This is a genomic window from Legionella busanensis, assembly GCF_900461525.1.
GTDB classification, from domain to species: domain Bacteria; phylum Pseudomonadota; class Gammaproteobacteria; order Legionellales; family Legionellaceae; genus Legionella_C; species Legionella_C busanensis.
This window is the reverse complement of sequence record NZ_UGOD01000004.1, coordinates 17004-38333: the sequence shown is the minus strand read 5'-3', so window position 1 is coordinate 38333 and position 21330 is coordinate 17004. Positions and strand designations below refer to the sequence as shown.

Genomic DNA, 21330 nt, shown 5'->3' with positions numbered 1-21330 from the left:
TTAATAAAATAGGATTAAATAATTAAGACCAAACTAGAATCTCAAAAAACGACCCTTTTCGAGATGCATCCCTTTAAAATAAATTATCGTATCCATGGCGCAGCTAGGAATTACAAACGCTAGTGCCAAGTCTCCGCTTAAACCCTAACCCTTAACTTATAAAGGGTGTCCTGTAAAAAACTAAATTTGATATATACTGACTAATAAGTCAAAATAAATAACGATTATTATATTTACCATACAAACGCCTTGATATAACTTAATATTTTAAAACAATTAAGGTGACTCATGAGATTAAATATAGAAGAAGCACTTCAATTAATACAATCAGGTCAGGCAACGCAAGGCTTAATGCTTGACCTTGCATATAATCAGATTAGCAATGACGGTGTCCAAGCACTCGCTATGGCGTTGCAATCAGGAAAAGCACCACAAGGATTAACGCTTGACCTTGGGGATAATAATATTAAAGATGCTGGCGAGCGAGCAATTGCTACAGCATTACAATCAGAAAAAATGCCCCAAGGATTAACGCTTGAACTTACATTAAATGACATTGGTACCAACACCCAAGCGCTCGCCTCAGCCTATGCGTATCAAAACAAACTTTATCAATAAAATATAATGCTGAATGGTATTGATAAAGATATCTTAAATGAGGCGAACAAAAAGTTAATTGCTCAAAGTAAAGCGTTAAATTTTTCGGTTAATAAAAATCCTGAGTTAGCTTGTATAAAAGGGATAAGTGCATTTCGTCATATTCTTCCTAACATTATGTTCTTTGCGTTGCAATCCAAGCAGGAACAATCAGTGCAACCAATACCACAAAGCACTTTAACAGCATAATAATAAAGTTAATAAAGAAGCACACCTTACAGAAAACTGAAAAGGCATACTCTTTAAATAACGATAAGCAAATATTTAAATCAAACTGCCTTAAAGCAAAATAAATTGATCTTTTTTGAAATTATCGGCTTATTTATATATACAGCCAAGATGTATCCTGTAGATAAAATTCTATAACAAATTTTTTTTATCATTAGATTCTATATTGTGTGCTTAAAATAAGATGACCTGATAAACGTTTTATTGCAATTGCTTATACTAGGCTAATTATATATAAAGGAATCATAAGTAATGAATAAGCTATTTATCAAAAAAAAGAGTATAGGTAGTAGAAATAACTTCAATTAACAAGGGTATTTCAGTAAGTTCTAATTAACTCAACCATTTTAATAATTACTTTATTTAATTTTACATTATGCTTTTTTATCTCGGTACTAGTGCTGTATCCTCTAACTGAATTTTAGTAGTAAGACTTTCTTCTCAATTAAAAAACAAGTGACTGCAATAAGGCAGCAACTTATTGCTGCTTATGCCAAAATTTTGCTTCCATAACATATTTTGACAACGCAGCAATCAAATCGTCTCTTTTCGAAAACTCACCTGATTCACATTCTTTAATCGTAGTATGGACCTTTATGAACTGAAAACGCTTATAAAATATTTTTTTAATTAAGAATGTTTTGGCTAAAAAAAGGTAATAATACGTTGAGTTCAATTAGGTTTATTACTTTATTTTAGAATACTCCCTGTTAATAAAATCATTCGCTTCTTTTTCTGACTGAATTTCGCTATTTCTAGTAGCTGCAATAATAGTAGTTCTTAACTCTTGTGGTAAAATTTGAAAGAAGCTTGTTTTAGTTCTTAAAGCTTGTTTAATTAGTGAGATATTTCTTTTTAACTCTGACTTATTTAATGTGGCTTTAACGTTGGTGTAGACTGCCTCATTTAAATCAGACTTAGAGATTTTTACTTTAAATAATTCACATAAGGGTTGTACATTATGCGAATATTTAAAAATTTTTTCAAAAGTTGAAAAATTTTTAAAAGCTTTATTATACAAGGGATAAAAGTAGGCCGGGAAAGATTTAGCAAAATTATACAGTTCATTGGCTGTATCGCCAGTATCTACGATGAGTCGATTAAATTCTTCCTCATTTAGCAGCATTGCTATAAACGGCTTCTTATATTTAGGAAATTGTTTGGCAAGGAAAGATATATCAGAAATACTTTTAATAACTTCTTTAAACACTTGGGGATCGTTAATTAGCACCTTCAAACATTGATCTGCATAAGTGGGAAAGTCTCTAGTGATGACTTCTATATCAAACATTTTCAAGATAAGTCGTTTAAATTCTTGCAAGTCATTAGCAAATAGTTTCGCTATTAAATCCTTTTCATGGCAAGGAAATATATCTCTTAGACGCGATAAATCGTATGTTGATTGAATAAGTCGTTGAAATTCTTCTGAATCATTAAGTAAAATATTAATACACTGGGTTTTGTAAGCAGGAAATTTCTTAGATAACTCTTCTATATGAGATACATTTTGTATAAGTCTTTTAAATTCTGTTGGCTCTTCAAGCATTAGCTTAATTACTTCATTTGCAAAATAACTACTAGAATTATATGAATAAATAGATTTAATATTTTTTAAAATTTTTATATATAAGCTTTTTAACATAGTTGTAATATTTTAATACATAAAGATAAATATTTTACCATAAAAAGTATTAACTTATTATTAACTGTAGCATCTATATAGTAGACAATAGGGCCAGAGCCCAGGAGCAGATTAACAATTTAAACATCCTCTAAGTTTTTTTCTTAACTTAATACCTTCCAAAGAAAAGTCATACTCATCTCATTAATTCAGCTATTAAGCGCAATTGCAATAGTACCAGGTCAATACAAATTAGTGGGTTTTAAAAAACTCATCAAGAGCAATTCAACTTGTAATATTAGTATTATAAATACTGATAAAAATCCCGGCTACAATCAGACAATTCGGAATTAAAACAAGATGACAGTCCTTCTAAGGGCACTCCTCATCAACAAATCAAATACACCTGAATAATTGTCTAGAGTCAAACCATGGGCCTTACCAACCCTATTTTAGTATTTAAGTTCATGAAACCGCTTAAGCAACCATTAATGAGTTTGAAATGATGCAAATGTTTCGGAAAGGACAATTTAATAGGTGGATGTATAGCAATCAGAATGAAGTTTCATTTATTAACCAATTGTTTCATGTGTATAGCTAAAGTATGTCCTGAATTTGTGTTTTTGTAGCTTTTATAGTTTTTGCAACAGCACTAAAAGAAGTATTCTTCAATATACAGAAGGATATTATAACCGCAGAAAAATCCATTCTGCTATTGGATACGAAACGCCATTTGAGGTCGATTACTTGGAAAAAATTGCATAGGGCGCTGTCCGAAAAATCAGGGTAAAATTACTTGAAATTGGATCGATTTTTAAAACTCATTAAAAGTACTAGCTAAAGCCATTTAGTATACAACCATTTTATTTTTGCAACACCACCGTGTATAGTCATTTACTTTTAAAAAGTAACAATATAAGTTTAAGAAGGCTAATAATGGAAAATGGGCAACAAAAAACCGAGCAATCCTCTATTGAAGACACCGATATTGATGGCAATGGCTCGTTTCAAGTTCCCGATGGTATTACCGCTATTCGTAGACGGGCCTGTATGTTGTCCTTGAAGTTAAAAAAAATTTTGCTACCCAATAGTCTTACCTCCATTGGCGATGAGGCGTTTCAATATTCAGGCTTAGAAACTATTACGCTTCCAGAGTCTGTTCAATCGATTGGTGTATTAGCCTTTGCCGATTGTACTGCCTTAAATTCTATTGCTATTCCAAAAAATGTTCACTTGATTAGCAAATATGCCTTTATGAATTGTTATAATTTAAAAACGATTACTCTTGTAGAAGGTAGGCTTACTTCTATTGGTCATGACGCTTTTAATAATTGTTTAAGCTTAGAAAAAATTTGTATCCCTACAGGTGTTACTTCTATTGATTGCTGGGCCTTTGTCGATTGTAGGAATTTAAAAACTGTCTTTCTTCCGGAGAGCCTTATCAAGCTTGCCAGAGGGGCTTTTAGTGATTGCAGAAGCTTAGAAGCCATTTCTATTCCTGCGAGTGTACAATCGATTGACGATCTGGTGTTTGACAATTGTTTAAGCTTAAAAACAGTCGTTTTGCCTGGTAGTCTTAAGTCGATTGGGGAGGGGGTTTTTAATAATTGCCCTTTAACTCACATTGTTATCAACAGTAACGATGAAGCTTATCGACAGCGTATTATTGCCCTTTTTCCACCTAACCTCCAAGACAAAGTGTTAAGCAATGACTTAGTAATCAAGATTAGGCAATTGCATAAAGAGTGTCTAGAAAAAATATTTAGAACACCGCAAATTAATCCTCTTTATCGTTTTTTTAATCTAAATTCACAATATACAACAAACAAGCATCATCCCAAATTACCTAATGATATTTTCTTTTCATTAAATCAAGCCTCGTTCTTCGATAATGCTTATTATGAACAAATAATGACTTGGCTTAGTGATATCAAAACTTGGCCAGCCACAGAAGCGAAATTTACTACCTATAAGTCACAACTAATAAAGAAGGTAGAGGCATACATGGAGCAAGTCCTAAAAAATATTAAACAAGTGCAATCTGATGACGTACTCCAAGAATATCAGCGAGCCCAGGCAGCAAAGCTAAGATAGTTTAGACATATTACTCCGGCTAGCTTTATATAATTTACAGGCATTATAATAATTCAACGCCGGCTTAATACCCACTCTGACCAAAAATAACTTGAGCAATCAATACCGCAATGCGCGTTAACGGCATAATCAATGAAAAAGAGAGCCCTGCTGTAGGGCGCTTTTTTTTGCAAACTTTTAGACAGTAGGCATAAATAAAATAAGTCTCGGAAAACGACCCTTTTTTGAGACTCTTCCCTAACCAACTCCTCTACTTCCAATTTCCCTTATTCAGCCTGCCTTTTTACATTGCTATTTTTATTAAATATTCATATCATAATCAAAGTATTAAATACCCATTGAAAACAATAATAATTGAGAAAAAATAATGTCACGATTAATTGGCTATGCCCGCGTAAGCACTCTTGAGCAAAATTTAAACTTACAAGTGGATGCCCTCCTAAAAGCAGGCTGTCAGAAAAATTTTATTTTTAAAGATAAAGTGTCGGGCTCGAAAACAGAGCGCCCTGGGCTAAACGAGTGTTTGGATAATTTGGAAGCTGGCGATGTCTTAGTCGTTTGGCGCCTTGACCGTTTGGGTCGCTCGATGGTGCATTTGGTAACGCTCATTGAAACGTTAAGAGAAAAAGGTGTTGGATTTAAATCACTGTGCGACGGTGCGATTGATACGACTACAGCCTCGGGTGAGTTGGTCTTTAATATTTTTTCTTCCATGGCCCAGTTTGAACGACGCCTTATTCAAGAGCGAACTCAAGCAGGTCTTTCTGCAGCACGTGCACGAGGCAAAAAAGGTGGACGCCCTAAAGTGGATAGTTCTAAGATTCAAGCGGCTAAACGGATGCATCAAGATAAAGCCTTGGCCATTGCTGATATTTGTAAGGTGCTTAATATTTCTAAGCCAACTTTATATCGTTATTTAGCTCTTTGAAATGGGATTAAAGGATTAATTTATTTTTCTATGTAAAGTAAGTGACAAAACCTGAAACTATGCTTTTTAATTAGGTATGCTATTAAATTAATAAACCATTTTATTGTTTATATTTTTTAAAGATAAGGTAAACATAAACCAGAGTAATTCGGTTTCAAGATAAAATCTATATAATTTTAATAAATATTGGTATATAATTAAACAGTTAATTATTTATTTATTCAAATATGGCTGATTACAAAGAATTTCAAAATTGGATCAAAAATTTAAAAAATTATATTTCACTTATACAGAGAACTGAGCTTTCCGAAGAAAAAGATAATTTTTTACTTGATCTTGAAAGCTTAGAACAGTTAATACAGAAGAGCGATAAGGAGCAGGTAAGTCAAGAAGAAATTATTCTTAAACTACAAGACATTAATGGTATATTAGAAAAACTTTCTAAGTATCCTTCGTTAATGGGGCTAATAGCAATTAAAGAAAAACCTTTAGAGAGCCCAAAACATTGGATATTTTTATTTAAAAAAGAAGAGTTTCAAAAAAGTTTTTTTAATTCTCTTTTTCATAAAGCGAGCTTACCTCCCTTACCTTCTATAGAAAAGCCATTAATTTCTCCGCTTTCTACGGCCCCCACAGAAAAAATAAAATCCATGGGTTCAGCAGCTATTCTTAAAGATAAACAACTCCCTATAGCTGCAAAAATTAATAAATTAGTTACCCTTTATCAAAAAACAGATAAATTAACCGCAAGTGAAGAACCACGCAATTTAATGTTTATTAAATTAGAAGCTGTAGAAACAATTATATCTTATGAAATTGAACGAATTAAAAATAAAAACTCTAATGATAAAAGAGTGGGTTTATTAAGTTCTACTTTAAAAACAATAAAGCAAAATAGAGAATATTTTGAAGGGGAATATGCGGCTTCGCCTGATAATAGCTTGGTTTCTGATTGTCATAAGGTAGTAAAGGATACAATTAAATTTGAACTACTCAATAATAATAAACTTGATTTTTCTTTTAGAGAGAAGTTTGTTCGAGGATTATTAAATGCGCTTAATAGATTTAGTTTTAGCCTTTCTCCCGGAATATCTACTACAGAAATAGGTCTTTTTAGAACTAAAACACAAACACAAGAAAATATTGAAGTAATACAGGACTACCTTAAAGATAATAAACCCAGATAAATATTTAAGCTTAACAATTAATGAGTTTACCCTAGAAACAAAAAAATTGGACCCTCTTTTAGCTCTTATAAGCACCCTATCACTGCTTCGCTAGCTGCAATATAAAATGAAGAAAATCTAGACTAATTATACCTTATCTTCGAAAGTGTTCATTTACAGTAATAATTCTAGAAGTCGATTTATTGATTTTAAAAGACATCCTAAAATTATGATTCGAGGACCAAAAATCTTAGGGCTGTAAGTAATTTTTTATTTCTTTTAAATTAAGGAAATAAGCAGTAACAGAACTGCAAACGGGTTTAAATTCACTATTACCTAACATTTACTGCTATTCTTTTTTAATAAATAACTTCAAAACTATATAAATTCGGTTTAACTGAGAACATACCTTCACAATCAATCAAGTTACATTATATTGATATGGGCTAGGCTCTAAAAGTTTAGACTTTTGGGGTATTTCTATCAGTTGCATTTTTCACACAACTTTCATCCTTACTTTTTGTTTTACTCGAAAAAAATTTGTTAGGTAATGAATCTGTAGTATATGCAGGATCTGGTTTTTTTTGTAACCAGCGTAATTCGCTTTTGAATTCAATAGGAAGATTAGCAACGTCCTTTTTATTAAAAGACAATTCTTGTAGGGTCTTAACGCGTTTATCCTTTAATTTTTCCCAAAATTTTTGTAGAGAGCCAAATAAAGCTGACGGTCCAGAGCTTTGTATAGTGAGAGTACGTCGATTTAATGCTCCTTCAACTTGGTCTCCGAATGGAAAACGTTTAGCATCCATAGCCGTTGTTTCATTCCGACTTATTTGTGGGTTGTAAAGCTCCGGAAAAGGTTCTTTATCTATTTTAGTACTATCTAATTTCTCATATTCTTCAAGAGCAGCTAGTAACGCATCCTCAATTACTTCATGCCTTGGCATGACGCCTATTATATCATTGCCGCCGCGAATTGATACATGCCTAGCAGACCGAATGGTAGGTTCTTCAGATTCAGATTTAGGCCTAGCTTTACCAATAACAAAGTCTCCATTGACCTTGATTCCGAAGTCAGTCTGATCAGGTATCATTTCTAGCTCACTTAAACCAAATTTAGCTGTATTAGATAATTTCTTTTTAGCTGGTGGAATTTTATCCTCAGATAGCTTTTCACCTTCAGCAACCTCTTCGCTTTTCAAGCTAGTATCTGCATCAATCACTGGTAATCTTTTATTTTCGGCTACCTCTTTACTTTTCAAACGAGTATCTGTATCTATGTAATAGCCACCAAAATAGCGTAAAATAACATAACGGTACAAATCTGCGGCAGCAGCAAGATTTTTAAATCCAACCTCTTCTCTAGATATCGACTTTGCTAATTTTTTTTGTCTTTGATCTTCAGCAAAGAAAGGATCCTGACCTATTTTTTCATCTAATTCAGATACATTTCTAAGTTTTAAATTGGGTATCTTTATATCTTCCAGTTCAGCCGTTTTATGATAATTCATTTCATTATCGAGCCAAAGATTGACTTCAAATCCACTTTTTTTCGCAATCGCTGAAATTTGATGAATAAAGCGGAGATCATCGGCAGGTATAGGTCCACCTACCCAGATAAAATGCACAATCTTTGGAATAACTTGTTTATTTCCGACTTCTGATTTATTTTCCATGATTTTTTAATTAAAGTATATTCTGTTTATATTATATACAATTTATAATAATAACGAGAATAAATGATTCATAAATTCTGAGGATATTACATAATTTAAATGTATTTTAATTCAAAGACTTACATTAAGGCGACGAATAGTAATTCTGCGATATGCATTTGATTAACTAAAAGAAATTATACAGTTTATATAGATAATATGCCCTCCCAATGAAAAAGAGTTCCTGAAAGATTGAAATCAGGACCTCCTTAATTACAGCAAGACTTTTTCATGACTCCACCTTTTTATTTTTGCTAAGAGACCCTTTTTTAGTTAAAATATTACTTTTTCAGGAAGTTAGCTTAAAAATCATGGCTAGAGAAGGTAAAGCAAAAGTTTTAACAGATGCTGAGTTCAGACGACTCTTGGCTGTGGCTAAAGATAGTACATTTGCTATTCGCAATGTGGCAATGATTTATTGTTCGTTTGGTTTAGGACTCCGAGCAAAAGAAATTGCTTCTTTAACGATTGCTGATGTTGCTGATAGCCATTACTGCCTACTTGAGGAGTTATGTCTTAAACGTTCTATGACTAAAGGTGAAAAGCAACGTTATGCTTATTTGAGTAATAAAAAATTAAGAGAAGCACTGCAGGCCTACCTTAATCACTTAAAAGCAAATAATATGGCTCGCTATAAACCTTTTTTTCAGACACAACGGCGCAGCCGTTTTACACCGAATACCTTACAAAAATGGTTTCGAAAACTATATGACAAGGCAGGTATTTTGGGCGCAAGCTCTCACTCAGGTCGGCGAACCTTTATCACCAAGTTAATTGAGCAAGGGGTTGATATTAAAGCGGTATCTCGATTAGCAGGTCATGCTTCTATTGTGACAACTTCTATCTATGTTGATGATAATCCAGATAGACTTAAACGGATTGTGGCGAATTTGGCATTGGTTTAAAGTAACTAAATGATTAGTTATGGTACTAATCCTTTTAAATCTCATCCAATTTTATTCAATAAACTGAGTTACAAAGTATCCTGCATAAGATAAGTTAATAAGATATTAATCTTTAGAATTGGTGAAAAGTATATAATTCATATAAATTCGTTAGCATACTTATTTTAATTAGAATGGAATAACTTAATCATGGATGAGTTAGTCGGCTTTAGTAAATTATTAGATTATGGCCTTTATATTCGTGGAATAGTAATTACGTTTTATGCGCTTATTTTATTTCGAGCAACCTCGTCGCGTGTATTTGGCAATTATTCTTCCTTTGACTTTATTATTTCTATTATTTTAGGTGCAATTTTAGGTGAAGCGATTGTCAATAACATTCCTTTATTACCTTCCATGGTTGTTTGCGCCTTTATTGTTATAATTCATAGAATGCTAGCATTCTTATCTTACAAAAGTCGCCTCGTGGGTAAATTTATTAAAGGTGATAAAATGCTTCTTGTTCAAAAGAGCAAATACAACTGGGATAAGTTACATTGTTGTCGGCTTACTAAGAATGATATCTTACAATCATTAAGAACACAGTATGGTTTAAATGATATTAATGAAGTTGATGAAGCTATTTTGGAAAGAAATGGCGAAATTTCTTTTATATTTAAAAAGAAAAAAGCTAAAAAGGATTTACTTCCAGATTCTTGAAAATAAACAAATAAAAATTAAGTAGTTTAAGCTAAGTAAAGAATTTGCCCCTTTAACTATTGTTGCTGTTGCTAATAATTAAACTCTGTTGGGAGACAGTAATTCATTAAAATATTTTCTACTTGGAAGTCTGAAGAAATTTAAGCCAGTTCATCATAGTCCTACTTTCAAAGATTTTAAGGTTTTTTGCAAACGACCCTAATTCGTCATACAGCTTTGAGATTGGGTTACTTTTAAGGTCCGTCCTAAACAGGATATTCCATTCATTTCTAAAGACTTCTTTGATTCATGTTGAGAAGAATAGGTAATAAAACATATTCCTTTTGACTGGCCTGTGAATTGATCTTTTATAAGACAAATCTCAATTATTTTACCAAATTTACAAAATTCACTTCCAATGGCTTCTTCTGTCGTATTAAACGGTATATTAGTTATATGGATAGTGCATTGACTCATGATTTATTCCTTTAGGGTAGCGACAATTAATGCTCTAGGAAAAAAAAATTAAAATATAGTTAAACTAGGGAGATTATTGTGCACTGTTAAATAAAAACAGCTTAACTTAATTAGTATAGTCAAAACATCATCAAATTAAAAATTTAGTCAAATTTCATCACTCTTAGTTTTCCAGGAAATAAGTCATAAAATTATGAAATCAGGTCCTGAAACAATGAGAGTAAGTTTCATAGAGTTTTTAGAAAACTTAATAGGATTATAAATTGAATTAACTTTTTATAAATTTTTATTTATAAAAAAGTTTCTATTTAAGATAAATATAGTTTTCTACTTAAAGTTCATTGTTAATGATATTTGCAATAGTTGGCTAGCCATTTCCTCACATTTATTTTTATAGATCAGCAAAGTCTGTATGGTACTTAGCTTATAATCTATACTCAGCATTTTGTTAGCAAACAACTTAATACGGTCACTAAGTTCACGTCTTAATTCAAGCGCCCTACCTTTCTCAGAAACATCTAAACTTAATTCATTAATTCCATCAGAAAGAATTTAGCATTGAAATTCATAAAGCGTTTTGAAAGACTCAAGACTGTAATTTTCTTTACTTAATACAACTTCTAAATTCTGCTCTATTTCTTTGAATGACTGAATCAAATTACCCATGATAGTTACTTTATTAGGCTTAATATTTTTTAATGAATCTGCTTTTAAGGCCAAAGTAGATAAAAGCTGTTGTAAATTTAGATAGAAACCCTTATATACTGAATGAAATCTAGTGTAGTCACTAAAAGATAAGGTATCCGTATGCGTAGCTTCGATTTTTATCTTCTTTAAATAAGTAACATAATTGATGAGTGCCTCAAGATATGGAAATAAAGGCTGACCATTACTTATAATTTGTTTGGCAACATGCATGAAATTTTCTCTATCTTCTGAATCAAATTTAGTAGATGTTGAATTAATTTGTTCAAAATAAAATAAAATTTCAATAAGCTTAGCTAGCTCTATATTTTTATTCTCTAAATATTTATATTTCCCATCTGATTTATCAGTATGCTTCTCCACGAACTGATTAAGCGTAAGTTTTCCATTAACTTCTTTATTACTATGTTGGGTATGTCGGCGTCGAAAAGCAGAACGTTGTGTGGTTTTTAATAACTCATCGGGTAATAAGATATAATGATGAGGTCCTACGTGAATATAATTTTTTCTGTTTTTAATATCTTGAAATAGATTAGGAATAAAATATGAATTATTATTCATTCTTGTGGTATTACGAGCAAAAATTAGAGCATCGGTATAACATGAAATAAAATCTCTTTGTCTAACTTCCGCCACAGTCATAATCGGTATATCAAAATTATTCTCAATATCTGGTAAATAATATTTAATTCTTGCTGACTCACCTTGAGAATCAGCTAATAAAAATAACTCTTCGCCATTTTCTCGTAGATAGATTAACGGAATAGCATGGCCGCTTGTAGCGCCTATAATATAAGCTTTTCGATAATTAGGACTTTTTTCTTTAAGACAGTCCTGAATTAAAGTGGATAAGAATTCATTTAAAGTTGATATTGGAATAGCCTTGCCGAAGGAATTTCTAGGAATTTCGATATTACAAAAATATTTTTCATTATAATAAGTAGCTATTAACTCAATACCCTTTTCTGATAAAGAAATTTCCCCTTTAGCTGGTTGGTCAAAATAAATTATTGATTCAAAAGGCGTAATCGGCCATTATCCTTACTAAAATGAACTAATTAATTTAAAGTATAGTTCCTACTAAATCTAAGCCTTCTTAATTCAATAAATCCTGCAAACAAAGTCGAATAAACTGTATCAGAACAACCTAGCTTGTTAGTGCACTCTGCAGTCATTTTAGAGCTAATAAACCGTCTGTTGTGTTTATTGCATAATATTGCTTTGACATCTCTAACTTATTTAGGTTGTTATGTATAGTACATGAATTATAACCATAAGGATTATCAAAATTGTTAATGTGCTAAAATTTATGTTTATTTTATAACTCAATTTATTATTATCTAGCTAATATCCTTAATCACTTATTAGCTAAGTAACTATCTACTCTCTTAAAAAAACTACACAGCGTTATCCACAGAATTTGTGAATAACGTTATTTACTTTAAGCACATAAAGATTGATCATGCTCATAGTTCGCTAATTTATTTTCAAGTTCTGTTTGTTCTTCATAAAGACGAGCAAGTTTAAGCGCGCTATTGTCTATAAGCGCCCTACTGGCATGAGGAAGCCCAGCACTATAATCTTTTTCCATTAATTTTAAATAACAGCCTTCTGAATAAATTTCATGACTTATTTTTTTCAACTTATCGGCAAGCTCATTGATAAGACCTGTGGACTCTTTTGAAGTTTTTTCAGAACCATTAAATCGAGCTTCTTGTTCATCGCTAAGTTCAAACCGAGTTTTAATTTCAGCGATTGCTTTAGGGTTATTAATACCTAAAAGCTCACGTGCCAATTTTTCTTCTTTCAACTTACGAGTTCTTACCTCTTTCCGTTCTTTAAAAAGAGAGCCAATGTAAGAGTGATTATAGAACCCTTTTGGTGTAGACCACCGTTTACTTCGAAGTATTAATGAAATGGCATTCAGTTTATGTTTGAAACTTTCACAATGCTTAAAGTGATTTGGATCAGTTGCTGCAAAAACAATCTCTGCAAAAAGTTGTTCAGGATCTGATATGAGAATATGGTGTTGATGTTGAATATTATAAAGCATGCCTTTAATTTGGCTCTTAGCCTCGTCTGTAATTAAACCCTCCAGTTGTTTTTCGTATTTAAAATTTTTCGTAAAAGTTTTATTAGGTTTACAATGGGTGTCTTTTTCAACAAAATTAACAGTATCTGCTTCACTAATAGTATTAGTAAAATAATTATATTTTTTATCTTTATATATAGAAGGTATCAATTTTGACTTTTCGATCGTCTCAATTTGTTCTAATTGTGAGCTTGTTGATTGAACTAAGCTCTCATCTTCGCAGAGTTTATTTTGAGGTAGTGAATCGGAAGTTTGATTAATTAGTTTAAGAAGCTTGTCTGTGATTCTAATATAGGTCCGCTTCTTCACTTCAAATTCATTAGGATTGTTATTTCTATTTTTAGCGCAAAAGGTATTGCGCCTTTCTATAAGTTCTAAATCAGCAAACTCTTTAATGTATTTTTTTAACGTACTTAGCCCTACCCCTACTTCTCGTGCGATGTCTTCATAGGGCCGCATGAACCAAATAGAGTCAGAGTTTTTTAATTTATATTTAGAGTTTTGCCACCAAAAGATAAATTGATCGAGCAAGTAAGCTTTTTTAGGGCACCTTGTTAATGCCTTTAGGACATTAAATCGCTCATGAAAAATTGAACAAATGTTCCCCATAGATAATTTCCTTATCTTTGTTGTTTTTTTTAGGGAACGTAGCTAAAATAATAATTGGATGATTCCAAAAAATTTAGATAAACAGATTCCTATCTAATTTTTGGTAAAAAATTAGCTTCGTTCCAAGCTAAGTTTTATAAGTCCTGATAAGTTTGCCGACTTATCAGGACTAAACTTTTTAATATTCCTCTTTTTCTAATTAAGCATATGTTTTTCCTATCTTTATTAATTCTTAATAAGTTATTACTATCTTCATAAGAATCTATATCATCTCTTTAAAATCCGCAATATTTGTCAAATAAAAATAAATAACGCGGAATTGTAATTTTGTTGTTGATAAATTAATAATTTACCTCTAAATTAAAATTTCATTATTTTTAAAATTAGGAATAAAAATGAAAAATCAAGCAGGAATTGAGTACATACGAGCTTTAATAGGTCGTGGTGAAAGTGTGCTTAGACAAATTGAAGAAAGTGGTAGAGCTCCTAATAATAATAAGATTCTAGAAAGAAGGTGGTCATTAAAAGAAACGGCAGAATTGGTTGGACGCTCCAGTAGCTCCATCTTGAAAATTCAGAATCAATTGATAAGTGATGGCTTATTGGATGATATTGAGAAAAACCAGACGACTAACAGAATTGCAGGATATACACTTAAACAAATTAACCAATTTAGACAACATTTTAAGACATACCCAAGACGAGATGCGTCACAAGATGAATGTCTTGTTTTAGCCATTCAAACCTTTAAAGGTGGAGTTGGAAAATCAGTAACGAGTGTTGCAGTAGCACAGTATTTTGCAACTCAAGGTTATCGGGTTTTATTTATTGATATGGATTCACAAGCTTCTTCGACTAGTAGCTTTGGTTATATTCCTGATAGAGATATTGAAGATAAGTGTACCCTGTTACCTTTTTTCAGAGGTGAAAAAGATAATTTAGATTATTGCATACGTAAAACGTATTGGGATGGCTTAGATATAATTCCTTCTAATTTACAACTCTATAACCTTGAATTAGGAATTGCAGAACAGATAAAAGATATTCCTACAGTCGAAAAAAATTATTTATTTTCAGAATTGAAACAGGGAATTAATTCAGTAAAAGATGCCTATGATTTGGTAATAATTGATAGCCCGCCGGCTCTAGGATTTACTTCCATGAATATCCTCTGTGCAGCAGAAGCCTTAGTCATTCCTACTCCTCCAGCCTTATATGAATTTAGTTCAACAGTACAATATCTCCGTATGATTGAAAATGTTATTGAGATGATTGCACCAGAAAAAGAATTCCATTTTATTAAAATATTAGCAACAGATGTTTTCTTAAATCAAACTAACCATCGAGAGTTTTTACCAATAATGCAGGATGTATTTGGTTTTCATATGATGAGCAACTATTTTTTACATACAACTGAAATTGGAAATGCTGCTATTGATTTTCAAACGGCATTAGAGGTTAGAAGGCCTCAAAAAAGAGCATTGAATATAATTAATTCATTTTGCAAGGAGCTCGAATTTGAAGTATGGAAAACATGGCCAAGCAAAGTTAAAAAGCTTGAGAAAGCTGGAAAGTTTGTAGTAAATGGAGAGGCTACTTATGCGTAAAAAAAGATCTTTGGCAGGTGTAATTGTTGATGAAAATCAAAATAAAGAGAATGCAAAAGTTGTCTTACCTGCTGCATCGCGAACAATTACTACTAAAAGTCAAACTGAAATAGTACGAGGCACAGAGTTCTTAGTAGATCCTTTAGACTGTCGACCTTGGAGATTCCATAATCGTGATGCAGTATGGATGAATGTAGAAAAATGCCAAGATCTAATATCTTCTATCCGAAAAAATGGCCAGAAGGTGCCTATATTTGCGCGGAAATTGGAAAATGATCCTGAGGGTAAGAATTGGGAGATAATTGCAGGTAGAAGGAGATGGTTTGCCTGTAACTACCTCAAACAAAAAGTACGAGTCAAAGCTGTTGAAGCTAGTGATAGAGAATGCGCTATATTAATGAATTTGGAAAATAAAGATCGTAATGATATTAGCGAATTTGAAGATGCAATTAGTTATAAGCAACAACTTGATGCAGGTTTATTTGATAGTCAAGATGAAATGGCTTCCGCTTTAGATTTAAAGAAGAGTAAGTTATCTAAAATGTTATCTGCAGCAAAAATTATTAATTACCATGAAATCATGGTTCTCTTTGAAGATATTACCCTTTTGAAAATTAACCCAATATATTCATTAGTGGTTTTATTAGAAAAAAATTCTAATTATAGGGAAGTTATTATTAATGCTGCAAAAGAGTTGAAAGATAAAATTCAACAAAGGAAAACTCACATAAAGCCAAATGTTATTATTAATGAACTTATTAAGGCAATTAATAAAGATGAAAAGAAATTTAATGTAGCGAGAAGTTATAAAGTTGATGACAAAATTCTTTTTAAATCTATTCAGCCTACTTATAAGAAATTTGTATTTGAGTTTAATAGGTCTAATTTTTCTAATGTAGAACCTGAAAGACTTAAAGCATTGGTTTTAGAAGCGTTAGATGAATTTATATAGGTAAAGACGGTAGTTTCATTTATGAAACTTTTATTTAAGTTATTGAAATTAAATTAAATTTTTAAAATTTTAGGAAAACATAATTAACGTTATGTTTTCCTATATAAACTAAATTTATTAACCAAAACAATTTCCTCTAAGTTTAAATCGAATACAAGCAGTTTAGCTCCAGTTGTTGAAAAATATATTTAAGAAAATCAAAAGTTTTTTGATAAATACCCTTATTATTTGATTCTCTAGGTCCAGCGACATTTAAAACCTTTATACCATTTTGCATAATAAATTCGTGTATTTTAGAAAAGTTTTCTTCCTCAGATTGTGAAATATCGATGGTAAGATATGGTTTTTTCTGTACTGAAGCTTCATTGATTGTAAATGCAGTGCCGCTGTCTTTAAGAAAAGGTAGTTTAGGTACAATAATTAAAGTTCCATCAGAATCCTTTATATTGGCTTTTGTTCTTGCAACATAATTTTCTTTTTCAGTATTAAAATTTCCTGTTATCTCTATCAAGTTACTATATTTGCTAGGAATTATACCAAGTTCATCAATACGTCCTTTTGGACACCATCCACCATAAGGTATAGACATATAAATAGCCGCATCAAGAGCCGCACGATCAACACCAGTTTGTCCTCCAGAAACAATTTTTTCAATCATTAGATTATTTTCCTCAACAGATGAATGTATCTTAAATGGTCACAGATTTTGACAGGTCAGCATGCAAAATATCTTTATATGGTTTACAACTTGGAGTTATATAATATAGTTATTAATTGCAGCCCACAATTTCATATATATATCTATAGAGAAATTTAGCTCTATTTATAAAATTTGTGTATTATTGTAGCGAAACTGAGAGTAAATTTTTTTGTTAAGATTAAAATTAAATTTATAGCAATTATCATAAATTGAAATAAAGAAAAATTATATGGTCGAAATATGAGCATTGTTTTTTTGAACTTAATAATGTCCTTACTCAGCTGCTCAAAGCATATAGTTTAACTGAGGCTGAACTTAGTAGGAAGGTCAATTTACCCAGAGCCACCATAAACAGGCTTGTAAACGGAAAAACTCCTGATCCTAAAGCGTCAACTCTAGATGCCATCGCTAATTATTTTAATATTTCTGTGGATCAACTATTGGGCAAACAGCCTGTTAATTTCAATCAGGAGTTTAGCCCAAGAGCAAATTCTATTTTAAGGATCCCTATAATTGATGGGTCTCAGACGCGGTTGTGGTCAAAGATAACGAGTAAATTAAAGCCTGAAAATCATATACAATGGATCACAACAGATTTATTAAGTGGAAAAAATTTATTTTGTGTAAGAGTAAATAGTGGATCTATGTGGCCTAATTTCGAAAAAGATGAGGTAATATTTAGACATCTAATAAAAGATGGACAATATAAGACTTTAAAAGCATTAAATCCAATTTTCCCTCCTGTAGAACTTCAAACTAACGATAAGATTATAGGCTCAGTCGTTGAAGCTAGATGTAATTTTTAAATAATTATTCTTATAACTAAAAGAAGTATTTAAATAGATCAAAAGATTTTTATTATTAGTTGCTAAGTATATTCCATATAAGTAGTATTCTTATAAGCATGACCTTTACATCAAGAATAATTGATATTAAGTTATCTAATTATTATCATTTCCAAATTACTAGAGGCCTATTTTTTATTCCAGTTGTTTTTTTATTCAAGATATAAGTACAGAAATTTATGGGTATGTAAATACTAGAAGAATGTTAGATGTAAGTCTCTTTATCTTTTTACTTTTTGTTTTTCAATTATGGGTTCTATCAAAATTTATAAGTTCTGACGCTGCATTTCAAATTGTAGCATCAACATTGCCAAGATATGCTTTCTCCTTTGTTATATAACTTATAATTGGTAGAACAATAAATAACTATATTTTAGATAAGTTAAAATTAGCATTTGCTAGAAAGTTTTTAGCAATACGCTTTATTTCATCAACCGCAAGTGGTGAAGCTTTTTTTCAAGTTGTTGCGGTTTTAATCTCTTGGTATGGAGCTTACACTTTTAAAGAAATCTTACCTCTGGCGCTAACTTCTTATGTATATAAAATCTTATTTGAAGTGTTAGCCACTCCACTAAACATATTTATATGTCGATTTTTGCGACCTTCTTTTAATTCTACAGGGAATATCTATGCTTTATGACACTCGTACCAATGAGTTTTATTTAAATAATAAAAAGTTTGATTTGAACAGCAAACATTGGGTTGAAACAAATAATATTCCAAATTTGTTAATTAAATTATCTGCCTATGATGCTATAAAAAATCTACAGAGAACTTCCTATCGACTCAGAGTTCCTATAGGAGTAATAGGACTGGAACTCCAGATGAAACTCAATATCAAATTGCTTTAGAAATAGGAAGGCTCTTAGCTAAATTAGGTTTAATGGTAGTTTGCGGAGGAAGAGCAGGTATAATAGAAGCAGTTTGTAAAGGGGTGAGTGAATGCAATGGTATAAGCATTGGAATACTGCCTGAGTCAACAATCGAAAAAGCTAATCACAAGAGGTTATGCGCTTGGTATTACTGTTGAAAGCTCAGCAGCTTTTGAGTTGCAAGGAAAAGCTGGTATTAAAACAGATGTCTTTCCACTGGTGCATCAAGAATTAAAGACCACGCGAACAGCTTCTTTAGCTAAAACAATTTTTATTATTGATGAAGCCTCGATGTTGTCCTCGCAGCAAGGTCATGAACTCATTAAAAATATTGAACGCACTGGCGCAAGACTCATATTAGTCGGAGATAAGGCACAATTACCCAGTGTGAATGCAGGACGCCTTTTTGGGCTAACTCAAGAATACGGTATTGAGACGACTACCATGGATGAAATAGTGCGACAAAAAAAAGAGGTGCTTAAAGAGGCAGTTATGACAGCAATTAAGGGAGATGTGAAAGACGCACTAGATAAGATTGAGATTAAATCGCAGGCTACCCATGAAGAGCGCGTGGCTTGGATTGCCAATCATTGGCTTTCTTTAACACCGGATACTCGAGAGAAGACCTTGCTTTTTGCACCCACGCGCGCTAATCGTGAATCCATTATAAAGTTGCTTCGGGAGGGCTTAAAAGAAGAGGGCACCTTGAGTAGCAAGCCTTTCTGTCATTTAACTCTTAAAGCAAAAACAATTGAACCCATACAGCAGCGATTTGTGGCCTACCATCAAAAGGGTGATAGGGTCCGCTTTAACCAAGATTTTAAACGACATAAAATTTCATCAGGTCATTATTATACGGTGGCGACATCACTAAAAGACATCGAGAAGAGAATGTATTACCCCTAATAGACAAACAGGGTAAGTTAATTAAATTTAATTTGAAAAATCTACCGAGCTATAAAACGCATACCGCACCTTTTGAGAGGCTGATTGAAGTGTATGAAGCAAAATTGTTAGAGCTTTTCGAGGGCGATAAAGTCATGTGGACCCGTAATTTTAAAGCACATGAAATCCGTAACGGGCAGTGCGCAACACTGGTAGCAATCAATAAAGACGCGCTTCATTTTGTCACGAAAGAAGGGCGCTCTTTAACTCTTGAAAAAACACATCCTGCTTTAAACCATCTCGATTACAGCTATGTTTTGACTAACTACAAAGTTCAAGGAAAAGATGCACCGTTTGGTGTTGGCTTAATGGAGTCCTTTCATCGGTTTGGGACCACACTTAATAATTTCTATGTCCAAATTTCAAGAGCCATTCATGGCATGATTTTGGTTACAGATAATAAAGAAAAATTGATTGAAGCGATTGAAAAAAACGCATCTCTTTAGCCCGCCTCACTTGATATAACGTCTAGTAGCCAATTAGTGCAACACGAAAACCGATTTAATCACCCAAATCAACTATCACTTCAATCAACCATTGATAAAAAGCTTCAAATGGAATCGCATAATTTATCAAAAATAATGAATTCAAAAATGAAGACAGAAGAGCAAGAAATTAAAAGAGAAAGAGTAGAAATTAATAAAGAACTATTGAAAGAATTAGATCTGTAAGTTAGGAGTTTTTCATGCCGCGCTTAACGATTTCGCTACCTGATAATTTACATCAGTGCCTCGCAACGCTTGCAAGCAAAAACAATATTTCCCTATCCAATCTTATTAATCAATTAATTCAAATTGGTCTCTATCAAAGGTCTAATGAAATTAATGAAATTAGAGAAAATCAAGCGGTTGAAAAATATTGTCATCAACTTACTATTCAGATGAGCGCGCTTGTCAAAAAATTATCTACTGAATTGTTAAAGTTAAATCGAGAAGATTTTGAGAAATTACAGCTTGCAGCGGCTAGTAAATATAGCGAACTTTAAACGACTTCGCTTAAAAAAGAGTCCCAAATCTTGAATGGTGTGGTGAAGGGGTGATGAAGTTAGTGGTGAACAGAATAAGCTATTGCCACTTTAACCCAGGAAGAATAAGGGCTCTTCATTATTTTCTCTTCACCACAACCTTCATCACGTATTCACCGTCATTTTATGCAAATAAATTAGCAGCAAACCCTTAAACTATTGATGGATAAAGGAAGAGAAGGGCATATGTGAATAATGCGAAAGGTGTGCTGGCTATGCTTCACTTATCTAAATGTGCTTAGATTATTTTTCATTAATCTTTATTTAATATCTAACTATAAGCTAGCGCAAACCAATTGCGTGTTTGTGATTGGTAAGGCAAAAAAAATTGTTAATAATAAATATTTTATATCTAATAATTTCGAATTAATTATTATAAAACTATAGTAATTTTAGTTTTAATTATTTAACAATTAAAAGAAATTATTAATATTAATGGATAAAAAAATATTACTCATGAATCGCTTTTCAATAACGTATCAATTTTAATTGAAGATACTAAATATCGAG

The 21330-nt window shown here is 31.9% G+C and carries 22 protein-coding genes and 2 pseudogenes; 18 read left to right on the top strand and 6 right to left on the bottom strand.

All coding sequences use genetic code 11. The annotated features are described in order from the left end of the window. The first annotated feature begins 288 nt into the window (after nt 1–288). Nucleotides 289–618 carry a hypothetical protein gene (locus tag DYH30_RS16265; protein ID WP_115332809.1) on the top strand — a complete coding sequence of 110 codons (330 nt, stop codon included), beginning with the start codon at nt 289–291 and terminating at the stop codon, nt 616–618. A 6-nt stretch (nt 619–624) separates the two neighbouring features. Further along, nucleotides 625–846, top strand: a complete 222-nt coding sequence (locus DYH30_RS16260; RefSeq protein WP_115332808.1) for a hypothetical protein — start codon at nt 625–627, stop codon at nt 844–846. Nucleotides 847–1570: 724 nt separating this feature from the next. Here the strand turns inward: DYH30_RS16260 and DYH30_RS16255 are convergent. Beyond that, nucleotides 1571–2431: a hypothetical protein gene (locus DYH30_RS16255; protein ID WP_131740679.1), complete on the bottom strand. Its 861-nt coding sequence runs from the start codon at nt 2429–2431 to the stop codon at nt 1571–1573. 1011 nt (nt 2432–3442) lie between these two features. Here DYH30_RS16255 and DYH30_RS16250 point away from each other — a divergent pair. The 3 genes from DYH30_RS16250 (at nt 3443) to DYH30_RS16240 (ending at nt 6715) form a co-directional block, all read left to right on the top strand. Continuing rightward, nucleotides 3443–4600, top strand: a complete 1158-nt coding sequence (locus tag DYH30_RS16250) for a leucine-rich repeat domain-containing protein (protein WP_115332806.1) — start codon at nt 3443–3445, stop codon at nt 4598–4600. Between the two features lie 367 nt (nt 4601–4967). Further along, nucleotides 4968–5528 (top strand): recombinase family protein, encoded by a 561-nt coding sequence (locus DYH30_RS16245; RefSeq protein WP_115332805.1) that lies wholly within the window; start codon nt 4968–4970, stop codon nt 5526–5528. Between the two features lie 227 nt (nt 5529–5755). Next, nucleotides 5756–6715, top strand: coding sequence for a hypothetical protein (locus DYH30_RS16240; RefSeq protein WP_115332804.1), 960 nt, complete (start codon nt 5756–5758; stop codon nt 6713–6715). A gap of 440 nt (nt 6716–7155) precedes the next feature. Here the strand turns inward: DYH30_RS16240 and DYH30_RS16235 are convergent, their stop codons facing one another. Beyond that, complete coding sequence (locus DYH30_RS16235) at nt 7156–8370, bottom strand: glycosyltransferase (protein ID WP_115332803.1); 1215 nt, start codon at nt 8368–8370, stop codon at nt 7156–7158. Between the two features lie 350 nt (nt 8371–8720). On the opposite strand from DYH30_RS16235, the gene DYH30_RS16230 reads away from it, so the two are divergent. Continuing rightward, nucleotides 8721–9314: a tyrosine-type recombinase/integrase gene (locus tag DYH30_RS16230; protein WP_115332802.1), complete on the top strand. Its 594-nt coding sequence runs from the start codon at nt 8721–8723 to the stop codon at nt 9312–9314. Between the two features lie 189 nt (nt 9315–9503). Next, entirely contained in the window at nt 9504–10013 is a 510-nt protein-coding gene (locus tag DYH30_RS16225) for a DUF421 domain-containing protein (RefSeq protein ID WP_115332801.1), read from the top strand. 198 nt (nt 10014–10211) lie between these two features. Here DYH30_RS16225 and DYH30_RS16220 read toward each other — a convergent pair whose 3' ends face one another. The 3 genes from DYH30_RS16220 to DYH30_RS16210 form a co-directional block, all read right to left on the bottom strand. Beyond that, complete coding sequence (locus tag DYH30_RS16220; RefSeq protein WP_115332800.1) at nt 10212–10469, bottom strand: RNA recognition motif domain-containing protein; 258 nt, start codon at nt 10467–10469, stop codon at nt 10212–10214. A gap of 552 nt (nt 10470–11021) precedes the next feature. After that, nucleotides 11022–11816 (bottom strand): hypothetical protein, encoded by a 795-nt coding sequence (locus DYH30_RS16215; protein WP_115332799.1) that lies wholly within the window; start codon nt 11814–11816, stop codon nt 11022–11024. A gap of 799 nt (nt 11817–12615) precedes the next feature. Next, nucleotides 12616–13875 carry a hypothetical protein gene (locus tag DYH30_RS16210; protein WP_115332798.1) on the bottom strand — a complete coding sequence of 420 codons (1260 nt, stop codon included), beginning with the start codon at nt 13873–13875 and terminating at the stop codon, nt 12616–12618. Nucleotides 13876–14270: 395 nt separating this feature from the next. On the opposite strand from DYH30_RS16210, the gene DYH30_RS16205 reads away from it, so the two are divergent. Together DYH30_RS16205 and DYH30_RS16200 are read left to right on the top strand one after the other, a co-directional pair. Further along, nucleotides 14271–15482, top strand: a complete 1212-nt coding sequence (locus DYH30_RS16205; protein ID WP_115332797.1) for an AAA family ATPase — start codon at nt 14271–14273, stop codon at nt 15480–15482. Then, on the top strand, nt 15475–16434 hold the full coding sequence (locus tag DYH30_RS16200; protein WP_160116239.1) for a ParB/RepB/Spo0J family partition protein: 960 nt from the start codon (nt 15475–15477) through the stop codon (nt 16432–16434). Before DYH30_RS16205 ends, DYH30_RS16200 begins: the two co-directional genes overlap by 8 nt. Before the next feature lie 142 nt (nt 16435–16576). Here DYH30_RS16200 and DYH30_RS16195 read toward each other — a convergent pair whose 3' ends face one another. Then, nucleotides 16577–17092: a putative molybdenum carrier protein gene (locus DYH30_RS16195; protein WP_115332795.1), complete on the bottom strand. Its 516-nt coding sequence runs from the start codon at nt 17090–17092 to the stop codon at nt 16577–16579. Nucleotides 17093–17358: 266 nt separating this feature from the next. Between DYH30_RS16195 and DYH30_RS18760 the strand changes: the two are divergent. The 9 genes and pseudogenes from DYH30_RS18760 to DYH30_RS16165 all read left to right on the top strand — a co-directional run. Continuing rightward, nucleotides 17359–17568: pseudogene (locus DYH30_RS18760) on the top strand (helix-turn-helix domain-containing protein); the annotation flags it as partial. Nucleotides 17569–17574: 6 nt separating this feature from the next. Further along, a complete protein-coding gene (locus tag DYH30_RS18450) occupies nt 17575–17940 on the top strand; it encodes a S24/S26 family peptidase (protein WP_242604731.1) in 366 nt (121 codons plus the stop codon). Between the two features lie 169 nt (nt 17941–18109). Next, a pseudogene (locus DYH30_RS18755) lies at nt 18110–18619 on the top strand (VUT family protein). Then, the gene (locus tag DYH30_RS16175) at nt 18609–18830 is read left to right on the top strand and encodes a hypothetical protein (protein ID WP_115332791.1); all 222 of its coding nucleotides are present in this window, start codon (nt 18609–18611) and stop codon (nt 18828–18830) included. The pseudogene DYH30_RS18755 and the gene DYH30_RS16175 overlap by 11 nt, the downstream one beginning before the upstream one ends. Further along, entirely contained in the window at nt 18821–19009 is a 189-nt protein-coding gene (locus tag DYH30_RS18750) for an SLOG cluster 4 domain-containing protein (RefSeq protein WP_160116241.1), read from the top strand. The genes DYH30_RS16175 and DYH30_RS18750 overlap by 10 nt, the downstream gene beginning before the upstream one ends. After that, nucleotides 18939–19757, top strand: coding sequence for an AAA family ATPase (locus DYH30_RS18445; protein WP_244917910.1), 819 nt, complete (start codon nt 18939–18941; stop codon nt 19755–19757). Before DYH30_RS18750 ends, DYH30_RS18445 begins: the two co-directional genes overlap by 71 nt. 134 nt (nt 19758–19891) lie before the next feature. After that, complete coding sequence (locus DYH30_RS18440; protein ID WP_242604729.1) at nt 19892–20242, top strand: hypothetical protein; 351 nt, start codon at nt 19892–19894, stop codon at nt 20240–20242. A gap of 36 nt (nt 20243–20278) precedes the next feature. Then, nucleotides 20279–20467 carry a hypothetical protein gene (locus DYH30_RS18435; protein WP_131740691.1) on the top strand — a complete coding sequence of 63 codons (189 nt, stop codon included), beginning with the start codon at nt 20279–20281 and terminating at the stop codon, nt 20465–20467. 14 nt (nt 20468–20481) lie between these two features. Then, nucleotides 20482–20781 carry a hypothetical protein gene (locus tag DYH30_RS16165; protein WP_115332790.1) on the top strand — a complete coding sequence of 100 codons (300 nt, stop codon included), beginning with the start codon at nt 20482–20484 and terminating at the stop codon, nt 20779–20781. Nucleotides 20782–21330 lie beyond the last annotated feature (549 nt).

Bases quoted from the DNA above. Each gene is read 5' to 3' on its own strand.
- DYH30_RS16265 (WP_115332809.1), top strand. From the start codon at position 289: ATGAGATTAAATATAGAAGAAGCACTTCAATTAATACAATCAGGTCAG.
- DYH30_RS16260 (WP_115332808.1), top strand. From the start codon at position 625: ATGCTGAATGGTATTGATAAAGATATCTTAAATGAGGCGAACAAAAAG.
- DYH30_RS16255 (WP_131740679.1), bottom strand. From the start codon at position 2,431: ATGCTTGAAGAGCCAACAGAATTTAAAAGACTTATACAAAATGTATCT.
- DYH30_RS16250 (WP_115332806.1), top strand. From the start codon at position 3,443: ATGGAAAATGGGCAACAAAAAACCGAGCAATCCTCTATTGAAGACACC.
- DYH30_RS16245 (WP_115332805.1), top strand. From the start codon at position 4,968: ATGTCACGATTAATTGGCTATGCCCGCGTAAGCACTCTTGAGCAAAAT.
- DYH30_RS16240 (WP_115332804.1), top strand. From the start codon at position 5,756: ATGGCTGATTACAAAGAATTTCAAAATTGGATCAAAAATTTAAAAAAT.
- DYH30_RS16235 (WP_115332803.1), bottom strand. From the start codon at position 8,370: ATGGAAAATAAATCAGAAGTCGGAAATAAACAAGTTATTCCAAAGATT.
- DYH30_RS16230 (WP_115332802.1), top strand. From the start codon at position 8,721: ATGGCTAGAGAAGGTAAAGCAAAAGTTTTAACAGATGCTGAGTTCAGA.
- DYH30_RS16225 (WP_115332801.1), top strand. From the start codon at position 9,504: ATGGATGAGTTAGTCGGCTTTAGTAAATTATTAGATTATGGCCTTTAT.
- DYH30_RS16220 (WP_115332800.1), bottom strand. From the start codon at position 10,469: ATGAGTCAATGCACTATCCATATAACTAATATACCGTTTAATACGACA.
- DYH30_RS16215 (WP_115332799.1), bottom strand. From the start codon at position 11,816: ATGACTGTGGCGGAAGTTAGACAAAGAGATTTTATTTCATGTTATACC.
- DYH30_RS16210 (WP_115332798.1), bottom strand. From the start codon at position 13,875: ATGGGGAACATTTGTTCAATTTTTCATGAGCGATTTAATGTCCTAAAG.
- DYH30_RS16205 (WP_115332797.1), top strand. From the start codon at position 14,271: ATGAAAAATCAAGCAGGAATTGAGTACATACGAGCTTTAATAGGTCGT.
- DYH30_RS16200 (WP_160116239.1), top strand. From the start codon at position 15,475: ATGCGTAAAAAAAGATCTTTGGCAGGTGTAATTGTTGATGAAAATCAA.
- DYH30_RS16195 (WP_115332795.1), bottom strand. From the start codon at position 17,092: ATGATTGAAAAAATTGTTTCTGGAGGACAAACTGGTGTTGATCGTGCG.
- DYH30_RS16175 (WP_115332791.1), top strand. From the start codon at position 18,609: ATGCTTTATGACACTCGTACCAATGAGTTTTATTTAAATAATAAAAAG.
- DYH30_RS18440 (WP_242604729.1), top strand. From the start codon at position 19,892: ATGTGGACCCGTAATTTTAAAGCACATGAAATCCGTAACGGGCAGTGC.
- DYH30_RS16165 (WP_115332790.1), top strand. From the start codon at position 20,482: ATGCCGCGCTTAACGATTTCGCTACCTGATAATTTACATCAGTGCCTC.